At 32.7% G+C, this 10,846-nt stretch carries 7 protein-coding genes; 3 read left to right on the plus strand and 4 right to left on the minus strand.

All coding sequences use genetic code 11. The features are described 5' to 3' along the window. The first annotated feature begins 508 nt into the window (after positions 1–508). On the plus strand, positions 509–1,609 hold the full coding sequence (gene ald, locus V5787_RS03185) for an alanine dehydrogenase (RefSeq protein ID WP_336891832.1): 1,101 nt from the start codon (positions 509–511) through the stop codon (positions 1,607–1,609). Between the two features lie 123 nt (positions 1,610–1,732). On the opposite strand, the gene V5787_RS03190 is transcribed toward ald, so the two are convergent. From V5787_RS03190 to V5787_RS03205, 4 genes are all read right to left on the minus strand, one after another. After that, a complete protein-coding gene (locus tag V5787_RS03190) occupies positions 1,733–2,980 on the minus strand; it encodes a glutamate-5-semialdehyde dehydrogenase (protein WP_336891833.1) in 1,248 nt (415 codons plus the stop codon). A 32-nt stretch (positions 2,981–3,012) separates the two neighbouring features. Then, on the minus strand, positions 3,013–4,086 hold the full coding sequence (gene proB / locus V5787_RS03195) for a glutamate 5-kinase (protein WP_336891834.1): 1,074 nt from the start codon (positions 4,084–4,086) through the stop codon (positions 3,013–3,015). 223 nt (positions 4,087–4,309) lie between these two features. Further along, positions 4,310–4,579 (minus strand): hypothetical protein, encoded by a 270-nt coding sequence (locus V5787_RS03200; protein WP_336891835.1) that lies wholly within the window; start codon positions 4,577–4,579, stop codon positions 4,310–4,312. Between the two features lie 41 nt (positions 4,580–4,620). Then, entirely contained in the window at positions 4,621–5,673 is a 1,053-nt protein-coding gene (locus V5787_RS03205; protein ID WP_336891836.1) for an endonuclease/exonuclease/phosphatase family protein, read from the minus strand. A 64-nt stretch (positions 5,674–5,737) separates the two neighbouring features. On the opposite strand from V5787_RS03205, the gene V5787_RS03210 reads away from it, so the two are divergent. Beyond that, positions 5,738–8,509, plus strand: coding sequence for a TonB-dependent receptor (locus V5787_RS03210; RefSeq protein ID WP_336891837.1), 2,772 nt, complete (start codon positions 5,738–5,740; stop codon positions 8,507–8,509). An 11-nt stretch (positions 8,510–8,520) separates the two neighbouring features. After that, the gene (locus tag V5787_RS03215; protein WP_336891838.1) at positions 8,521–10,554 is read left to right on the plus strand and encodes a DUF5689 domain-containing protein; all 2,034 of its coding nucleotides are present in this window, start codon (positions 8,521–8,523) and stop codon (positions 10,552–10,554) included. Positions 10,555–10,846 lie beyond the last annotated feature (292 nt).

The following is a 10,846-nucleotide window of genomic DNA, read 5'->3' on the forward strand; positions in this document are numbered from 1 at the left end:
TCTCCTCGATTTATCATTTTTATGGCATCCCTTCGTATAATTTCTCTTTCTTGATCGGACACGCTTCGTAAGTCTGTTTTTTCCATCAATAAAGATACAAAAAAATATATTAATTAAAGAACTATTGGTTCCGGGTTAATAGGACAATCGAAATCAGGAAATCCTTGAGATAAATTAAGAGTATTATTTTCTTTTGCAAGATGATTCATTGTTGTAAAAATGGTTGTTTTTACATCGGGTAGTTTTGATTCATGGTGATCTAGAAAAAAATGCATTCTTTTTTTAGGAAAGATACATTTTTCTTGAAAAGGGTATAAAAAATACATCAATAAAATAAGTTGTAGTTTTTTTTATTTATGGAGCTGATTAGCAAATGAATAACATAAAAAAAACAGTTTCTGACATAGAATTATATGCGATAACCTACAATATCGTCTTTTTTCGAGTATTTATTTTTTTATTGCTTTAATTGTCACAACTTAGTCATTTAATTAGAAATTGTATAAAAATGAAAGTTGGTATTCCGAAAGAAATTAAGAACAATGAAAGCAGAGTTGGGATGACTCCTGGAGGAGTTTTCGAGTTAGTAAAAAACAATCATATTGTATATGTACAATCAAATGCTGGTGAGAGTAGTGGTTTTTTTAACAAAGATTATCAACAAGCAGGTGCTATAATCCTTGATTCCATTGCCGAGGTTTATTCGATGAGCGAAATGATCGTAAAGGTAAAAGAGCCCATTGCAGAAGAATACGATTTAATCCAAGAAGGACAGATATTATTTACCTATTTCCATTTTGCATCAAGTGAAGTATTAACAAAAGTGATGATGAAGGCAAAGGCCATTTGTATTGCATATGAAACAGTTGAAGATGAAGAAGGAACATTACCATTGCTAACACCAATGTCAGAAGTTGCAGGAAGGTTGGCTATACAACAAGGAGCTAAGTATTTAGAAAAACCTGTAAAAGGGAGAGGTGTGCTTTTAGGAGGTGTACCAGGTGTGGCTCCTGGTAAAGTACTAGTTTTAGGTGCTGGTGTTGTTGGTATACAAGCTGCTAAAATGGCTGCAGGTTTAGGTGCTCATGTAACTATTATGGATATAAATATGAAGCGCCTACGTTACGTAAACGATGTAATGCCACCACACGTTGTTACGGAATTCTCAAATGAATATAATATTAGAAAACATATAAAAACTCATGATTTAATTATTGGAGGAGTCCTGCTTAAGGGGGCTAAAGCTCCAAATTTAATTAAGCGAGATATGTTAAAAGAAATGCGCCCTGGAACTGTAATCATTGATGTAGCTGTAGATCAAGGAGGTTGTGTGGAGACGACAAGGCCTACTACACATGAAGACCCTGTTTATATTATAGATGATGTTGTACACTATTCTGTTGCCAATATGCCTGGAGCAGTTCCTTGTACCTCTACCATGGCATTGACCAATGTTACTTTACCATATACTTTAAAATTAGCAAATTTGGGATGGGAAGTTGCATGTGAAAAAGATGCAAGCCTTAAAAAAGGACTAAGTATTATTTCTGGTCAAATAGTTTATGAAGAAATAAGAGAAGCCTTTGGTTGGGAAAAGGAGGTTGTCTAGATAGACAATGTGTATTCTAAAAGTTAGAACTCCAGAATTTTTTTTTAATAACCTAAATTACAGAATTATAAAAGCCCTTGAATAAATTTCAAGGACTTTATTTATAGAAAATAATTTTTCGGGTTAAGAACGAATTTGTCCATTGCCTCTAATAATCCATTTATAAGTAGTGATTTCCTCTAAGGCCATTGGACCTCTTGCATGTAGCTTTTGTGTACTAATACCTATTTCAGCACCTAGGCCAAATTGAGATCCATCTGTAAAAGCAGTAGAACTGTTCGCATATACAGCAGCAGCATCTACGTTATTTAGGTAGTTTTCAATCACGGTTTCGTCCTCTGCAACAATTGCTTCACTGTGTTTAGAGCTGTAATGTGCAATATGACTAATAGCTTCATCAAAACTTTTTACAGTTTTTATTGATATTTTATTTGATAAAAATTCAGCACCAAAATGAGATTCATCTGCGATAGATAAAAGATTTTTTGGATACGTATTTTTAATGACAGCATAGGCTTCTTTATCAGCATAAATCTCCGTTTCTTTTTCGATCAAAGCATTGGTGATAATAGGTAAATCTTTCAATCTGTCTTTATGTATCAACAAGCAATCTAAAGCATTACAAACACTTACTCTTCTTGTTTTTGCGTTTACAACAATGTTTTTACCTTTTTCAATATCTCCACTCACATCAAAATAAGTATGTACAATACCTGCTCCAGTTTCAATAACTGGTACTTTAGCATTGTCACGTACAAAGTTGATCAAACCTTGACTTCCTCTTGGAATAATCAAATCTACATAGTCAGTAGCCTCTAACATATCAGCCGTAGCTTGACGATCTGTTGGTAGTAGAGTAACAATATTTGTATTGAGGTTGTGTTTTTCGAGTACTTCTTTTATCAGTCCGATAATTGCTGTATTTGAAAATTCAGCATCGCTACTTCCTTTTAAAATACAAGCATTTTGAGTTTTAAAACATAAAGAAAAGACATCAAAAGAAACATTTGGACGAGCTTCATAAATGATGCCAATAACACCCATTGGCACTCTTACTTTTGAGATTTCTAATCCGTTTTCAAGTTTTTTTTTAGAAAGAATTTCACCGACAGAACTTGTTAAATTAGAAATATTGAGGATGTCTTGAGAGATTCCTTCAATTCTTTCTTTAGTTAATAACAATCGATCAAACTTAGGGTCGTTTTTATCCATTCTGTCTAAGTCTTTTTTATTCTCTGTCAGAATAATTTCTGTTCTAATAATAGCCAATTCAGCCAGTTCTCTTAGAACTGAATTTATAGTGTCGGCAGATAAAGAAATTAATTCTCTACTGGCTTTTTTTACCGCTTTAAATGTATGTTGTGTATTCATTTTAAATTCTTTTTTTACAAGTAAACTTGTTTTTAGTTTAATACAAGGTAATTGTAGTGTACCAAAGCACTGTGATCTCTTTCTCCTATATAATTAATAGCTTCTTTAGAGTCGTAGGCGACTTTCCCGAGTCCAATTACATTTTTTTCTTCGTCAACAATATTGATAACGTCTCCTTTTTTAAAGGAACCTTTTATAGATATGACCCCTACGGGGAGTAAACTTGTAACTTTAGGTGATCGCAAAGCTTCTTTTGCTCCTTGGTTGATAACAATACAGGCTTTGGAAAAATCTCCAGACTGTGCTACCCATTTTTTTATTGGAGAGATATTTTGTTTTTTAGCTTTAAAAAAAGTACCTGTTTCTTTGATTAGCAAAGCCTGAATGATATTGTCTTTAGTTCCATTTCCTATGTATACATCAATTCCCAAACCTGCCATTTTTTTTGCAGTATTTGCTTTGCTAAGCATACCACCTCGTCCAAATTCAGATTTAGTGTCTGATACTGCGTCGTCCAGATTAATAGTATTGTCAATATATTCTTTTATCAACTCAGCTCCAAGTTCATTTGGGTGTGCTGTGAAAATACCATCTACGTTAGAGAGCAGTAAAAGACTTTCAACGGAAATCATTGAGGCCACCAAGCCAGAAAGTTCATCATTATCAGTAAACATCAATTCTGTAATAGAAACCACATCATTTTCATTGATGATGGGAGTAACGTTGTTTTTTAACAAACCGTCTAAACAGTTTTTGATGTTTAAATAATGTTGTCGGGTTCTAAAGGATTCTTTGGTTACCAAAACTTGAGAACAGAGTAATTGATGTTTTAGAAATTCTTCACTATAAATTTTCATCAACTCTATTTGACCAATAGAAGCTAAAACTTGACGTTGACTGATTCTATCTAGGTTTTTTTTGATTTTCACGATACTTCTACCAGCTGCAACAGCACCAGAAGAGACCAAAACAACTTGAACTCCTGCTTTTTTTAATTCAGCAACTTGCTCTACAATATGACCAATACGAGCCTTGTCTGGCAGGCCAGAGGCGAGTGTAAGTACATTAGAGCCAATTTTTACTAAAATCTTCTTAGCAGTATTCATATCCTATATATCATTCAAAAAATGAAGTTACAAAAGTACAAATTTGTACCGTAACAGTTGGACTCAATAGAAAAAAACAAAAAAAGGCTTTTTCATTTATCGAAAAGCCTTTTTTATCTGTTTGTTTTGAGTGTTTGCGATTTTACTAAATTTCCGTTTAAATCGTATAGTTTTTTTGATATATAGAATCGGTGCAATTTTTTCGTTATAAGAATATAATACGTCATTTAAAAGGGTATAAGTCGTATTCTGAGAGATCTATTTCGTCAATAAAAAGATCAAAATGATAATTTTCACCCTCAACAGGGAAGCTAATTAAAAAATTAAATTCAAAAGTTTCAGAAATGTCAAAACAGGATTCAATTTCACTCTCAGATGAAAGCTCCAAATTGCAATTGGAATAAAGATCCATATAACTACGCCCTAAAAAGTAAAAAAGATCACCGTTATTGTCAAGTTCGACCTCCAATTCGATATTAGCAGATTCAGTCAAGGTAGCTGTCGTTAGACGAAGTTATTTTTTTTATATTAAAACTAGTCCTTTACTGTCAATTTTTTTATCAAATAGATGTAAACAGGATAATGGTCGCTATAACCATTTGTAAAAGAGCCGTAGCTAAAACTTCTAAATGGATATCCTTTATATTTTCCAGTTTGTACGGTGAGATATTCGGGATTGAAAATATGAGCTTTGTAAAAGGAAAGGGATTCATAGTTTTTAGAAATAAAATTTCCGTTTACTATAATTTGATCAAACAAATAGATGTTGTCTCTATAGCCTAAAGTACTATACCCATTTTTGTAGAGTGATTCATAAGGGTTAAAGAGTGTAGTGTCATTTAGTTTTTTTTGATTTATTTCCGTTTTTAATACATTTTTTAAGCTAGAGTTGGTGGGGTTGTCGTTTAAATCTCCCATCAATATAATTTTTGATTTGGGTTCGTTTTTTAAAATGCTGTCACATATTTTTTTATTTAGATAGGCGGCTTTTTCTCTAAAAGGTCTGCTTTTTTTTTCTCCGCCTCTTCGGGATGGCCAATGGTTGATAAGGAGATGTATAAGTTCGTTTTCTAAATAGCCCGATACTACTAAAAGGTCTCGAGTGTGAATTCTGTAGCCTTTATCTGACCAGAGTTTTAATTCATATGAAAGTTGATTGATTGGAATGAATTTATCTTTATTGTATAATAAGGCAACATCAATTCCCCTTAAATCAGGAGAATTATAATGAATGATTCCATAGTTGTTTTGTTTTAAAACAGGGGATTGAATTAAATCTTCTAATACGTCCTTGTTTTCTATTTCGGCAACGCCAATTAATGTAGGGGGAGCGTTTGTTTTATCCCTTCCAATTTCAGAAATAACCTTTGCTAGGTTTTTTATTTTTTTAGAGTAAATGTCAGATCTATTGTTTTTGATTTCTAAAATAGGACTTGCTTCATCATTGGAGTTAGGGTTGTTTATCGTGTCAAATAAATTTTCAAGATTATAAAAAGCAACAGTATGAATTTTATAGGTCTGTTTTTTTTGACAAAAAAGGACATGAAATGAAAATAACCATATAAATATAAAGATAGAGTGGTGCATAGTCTTTTTATTAAAGATAAAATAAATTTTTCGTAAATTAATAAGAGTATAATCATTGACTGTAATGGAAAATAGAAATTTTTTATGTTTTTATGGAGTGATTTTTTACTGTTTGTTTTTTTATCCGATTCCCAAAATTTGCGCACAAGATAAAATTGTATTGAGAGGGAAGGTTTTAAAATCAGTTTCAAATACGCCTATAGAAGATGTTTTGATTCGTGTAATATCGGATCAGACTATTTTCACCTATACAAATAAATCAGGTTTCTTCTCTTTAGAACTCAGATCGAAAACCACTTTTAAAATAGAAGTTTCTGTAAAGGATTTTATATCTCAGGTTTTTAAAATACTTCCTTCAAATAAAGAGTCGTTTTATTTGGGAACAATACTAATGTTTCAAAAACAAGACGCACTCATTTACTCTAATATTTTGAAGTTATCAGAAGATGAATTGTTGGATAATGATATTGGTGGAGCTAATGCAATCACAGGATTGCTTCAATCATCAAAAGATGTTTTTATCAGAACAGCAGCGTTTAATTTTGGACAAGCTAGATTTAAAATACGAGGTTATGATAGTAGAGAAGGAACGATTTTGATAAATGGAGTTAAGATGAACAAAATTCAAACAGGTAGACCTCAATGGAGTAATTGGGGAGGGTTGAATGATGTACTTAGAAATCTTACTTTTAGCAATGGAATAGCGCCGACAATAGTTTCGTTTGGATCTGTTTTGGGGACTACAAATTTTAAAACAAGGGCGTCAGAATATAGACCCGGGTCAGGTGTGTCCTTAGCGGCAAGTAATGGAAGTTATAAGGGAAGAATAATGGTTTCTCATTTTACAGGAATAGTAAAGAATGATTGGGCTTTTGCCTTTTCAATGTCGAGTAGGTTTGCAAAAGAGGGAGCTGTTGATGGAACTTTTTATAAGGCTTATTCTGTGTTTGTTTCTGCTGAGAAAATGATTAACAAACAGCATAGTGTAAATCTTACAGCGATCTATGCTTTTAATAGAAGAGGAAAGTCTTCGGCAAATACACAGGAGGTTTTCGATTTAAAAGGTGGGCGATATAATTCTTATTGGGGGAATCAAGAAGGAGAAAAAAGAAATTCGAGAGTTAAAGAAGTCAAAGAACCCTTGCTACTGTTCAATCATTATTGGAAAATGAACAAAAACGCATCTCTAAATTCTTCTTTGTCATATCAGTTCGGGCATATAAGTTCTAGTCGATTGGGCTATGCGAATGTAAATAGTCCTGATCCTTCGTATTATAAATATTTGCCCAGTTCAGCTTTGCGGTATGATGATTTTTCTGAGACTTATAAATTGATTGAAGCCTTTAAAGAAGATGGACAGTTAAATTGGAAGGATTTGTATGCGACTAATAATTTAACAAACACTTCTAGTTATTATTTGTATGAGGATAGAAATGAAGATAGACAGCTAACATTCAACACTGTTTTTAATACTACAATTTCCTCAAAATTAAATTTTAATATTGGTTTGAGTTATCGAAATTTGGAGAGCCTAAATTTTGCTTTGGTATTAGATGATCTAGGTGGTGGTGGTTTTTTTGATGTTGATTCTTTTGAAGAGGGAGATACAGCGCAATCAGATTTAAATAATAGAGATCGTGTCGTTACAGTGGGTGACCCATTTTCTTATAATTACAGAATAAATTTTGCTGAAGTAGAGTTGTTTTTTCAATCGACATATCGTTTGAGGAAGTGGGAGTGGGTTGGTTCTTTTAGGTATAATCAGACGAGTTATCAGAGAACAGGATTTTATAAAAATGGAAAATATCCTAATTCGTCTTTTGGAGCGGGAACGAAAGAGAGTTTTAAGAATGGAAGTGTAAAACTGAATACCTTATATAAATTCTCTGGCAGGCATTTGTTGTATGGGAACTTGGCTTTTATAGCTCGTGTTCCCGTATTAAAAAACATGTATTCTAATATAAGAGTGAGTAGTGAAGTGATTTCTAAAATCAGAAGCGAATCTATAAAAACGATTGATTTGACCTATCAATATAGAGCTCCCAGGATAAAATCTAAAATTACGGGCTACTATACAATATTTTCAAATGGCACCGAAAATTCTTTTGTTTATGCAGAGGGTTTAGGTGGTGATAGTTCTGATTTTATAGCTCAGTCAGTTACCGATATTGAGAAGAAACACAAGGGGATTGAACTTGGAGTTGATATAGAATTGACTGCTGAATTTTCTATGTCTATCGTTGCTGCTATTGGTCAATATACGTATAATAACAATCCTAATTTATTTATAGAATCAGATCTGTTTAACGATGGAGACAGTGATTTTGGAACAGTTTATTTAAAAAACTATAAAATAGGAGGCACTCCTCAAAGAGCCTATTCTTTAGGAATAAACTATAAAAACCCAGCATATTGGTGGGTCGCTCTAAATGGAAATTTTTTAACACATCATTATTTGTCGGTTTCTCCGTTGTTAAGAACAAATAATTTTTATTTGGATGCTGATGGGATTCCTTTTGTAAATACAACAACGGGAAATGAAATAACACAAGAGCAAGTGTCAAGTTTATTAAAACAAGAACGATTTGAAGATTTGGTTTTGGTGAATCTTGTGGGGGGAAAATCGTGGAAATTGAGAGACAATTATTTAGGACTTTTTTTTAGCCTGAATAATTTATTAGGTAAGACTTTTAAAACAGGTGGTTTTGAACAGTCTAGAAAAGCTAATTACATAGAGTTATTGGAAGATAAATCTTTGACAAAACCTTTGTTTGGACCAAAATATTGGCTTAAGAATGGAACTAGTTATTATGTGATTTTATCGTATAGATTTTAAATAGATATCTGATGGGGGAAAGAGTTAAGTTTTATATTTTGATTTTATGGATTACATCTTGTGTGTCGGATACCGATTTTTCCGTACCCAATGTTATTTGTATAGAACCAGAATTAGAAATCACACATACAATTGCTCAAGTTAAGGAAATGGTAGGTTATGGAATTGTAACTTTCGAGAGCGATATGATTATTGAAGGGTATGTAGTGAGTAGTGATAAATCAGGGAATATTTATAAGGAGATTTACATCCAAGATAAATCAAAAATGCCTTCGGATGCAATACGAATTGCTGTTGATAAAACAAATTTATACAGCGTTTTTCCGGTTGGAAGAAAGGTATATATAAAATTAAAAAGCTTGTCAATTGGATACAATAGAGGCGCATTGGAAATAGGGAAAGCAGCTGGGTCCGAGTTAGAGCGAATTCCTAACTCTGAAGTCTTTAATCATTTTATCAGGAGTTGTGACGAAGAAGAAGTAGTACCTAATAGTATTTCTATTAGTAAAATAACAGATATCCATGTGGGAACTTTGATTAAGTTGAATAGGGTACAGTTTATAACTAGAGATTTAGGTGGCTCATATGGGGTGTTAAATTCAACTCAGACCGTGGATAGGCTGTTAGAGGAAACAAATGCTGATTGTAAGTTGAATTCACAAATAAATGTAAGGATTAGTGGTTTTTCGGATTTTAAAAACAGAGAATTACCAGAAGGAAAAGGAAGTATTACTGGGATTTTGTCAAAATATTATTCCGAATATCAATTGGTATTAAGAAATGAAAACGATGTTGTTTTAGGAGAAGAAAGATGTGCTATTGTAACATTGGATGAACCGACTATTTCCTATCAACAAATAATCAATATGTACTCTAATAAAGTTGTTGAATTTGGAATAGATAAAGATTATGTGTTTGAGGGTTATGTTACCTCTTCTGATCAAGAAGGGAATTTTATAAATACTCTTTTTATTCAAGACGCTTATGAAAATCCAAAAGGAGGCTTTTGCTTGTTAGTAGATGAAGAAAATATGTTTGAGAGTTTTCAGGTTGGAGATAGAGTATTGTTGAACTTAAATTATTTATATCTTGATAAAATAGATGGAGTATACACAGTAGGTGTTTTTAAAGATGATTCAGTTACCGAGATTAGTGAAGGAGAGGTTAATCGATATTTGTTTAATTCTCAGGAAAGTTTTGAGATCATTCCACGGATAATAACTCTTGAAGAAATTTCTAAAGAAGGTTTTCAAAATATATTAATCACACTAAACAATGTTCAATTAACAAATTCCGAGTTGGGAAAAGCATATGCATATTACTCGGGTACTGAAGATGGTAATAGAGTTTTGGAAACATGTGGTGTTCTACAAGAGTTAGAACTACATACTTTAGGAACCGCTTCTTTTGCGAATGATAAATTTCCTATCGCTAAGGGGAGTGTTACAGGAGTTGTATATGGTCAAGATTTAACAATGCAAATACGTTCTATTTCCGATGTCGATTTTCAAGAAGAAAGAGACAGTTGCTCTGTGGTTATATCAAAAATACTTATTACGGAGATAGCGGATCCAGAAAATTCTGTTGGAGCTCGTTTTGTAGAGTTGTATAATGCTGGAGAGGAACCTCTTTCTTTAAATGGCTGGCAGCTGAATAAATATTTAAACGGCTCAACTACAGTTTCCGGAAGCGGACTTGATTTATCAGGCTTAACAATTCAAGTCGGAGGGTTTTTGATTCTTGGAAATACAGAATTCGAAACAATTTTTAATATGATTCCTGATTTGGAAAATTCTTATATTTCAGGCAACGGAGATGATGTATACGAGTTAGTGGATAGGCAAGGAGAAATTCATGATGTTTTTGGTGTTGTTGGAGAGGATGGTTCTGGTACAAGTTGGGAGTATTTAGATGGAAAAGCAATACGGAAATTCGAGGTAGTCGAACCGAATAGCAAATTTAAAATTTCGGAGTGGGAAATTTTCACAAAAACAACTGGGAATAAGCAGTTGGCACCAGAAAATTTCACTCCAAAGATACGTTAAAAACTTTTTTAATTGAATGTTTCAGAGGGTGAAACATAGTGTTAATTTATCTGGTGTCTCAATGAGACTAATTTATAATATTTATTAAGACCGTTGCAAGGTACATGACAAAAACAAAGACCCAAACTTAGGGTGTAAATCGTTTTTTGTTAGCTTATTAAGATGTATATTCAAGCCATGAAACTACAAATAACACCTACTTTTGCAGATAGCATTTGTGATTTACGCACAAGAAAGATAAAAGCTACATTTTTTAGTCAAATAAATATTCTTATCGATTGGGATCTAATTT

The organism is Flavicella sp. (genome assembly GCF_037132785.1).
Classification (GTDB): domain Bacteria; phylum Bacteroidota; class Bacteroidia; order Flavobacteriales; family Flavobacteriaceae; genus Flavicella.

What these genes read in the sequence shown, in the direction of transcription:
- ald (WP_336891832.1), top strand. Translation starts at nt 509, where the DNA reads ATGAAAGTTGGTATTCCGAAAGAAATTAAGAACAATGAAAGCAGAGTT.
- V5787_RS03205 (WP_336891836.1), bottom strand. Translation starts at nt 5,673, where the DNA reads ATGCACCACTCTATCTTTATATTTATATGGTTATTTTCATTTCATGTC.
- V5787_RS03190 (WP_336891833.1), bottom strand. Translation starts at nt 2,980, where the DNA reads ATGAATACACAACATACATTTAAAGCGGTAAAAAAAGCCAGTAGAGAA.
- V5787_RS03210 (WP_336891837.1), top strand. Translation starts at nt 5,738, where the DNA reads ATGGAAAATAGAAATTTTTTATGTTTTTATGGAGTGATTTTTTACTGT.
- V5787_RS03215 (WP_336891838.1), top strand. Translation starts at nt 8,521, where the DNA reads ATGGGGGAAAGAGTTAAGTTTTATATTTTGATTTTATGGATTACATCT.
- proB (WP_336891834.1), bottom strand. Translation starts at nt 4,086, where the DNA reads ATGAATACTGCTAAGAAGATTTTAGTAAAAATTGGCTCTAATGTACTT.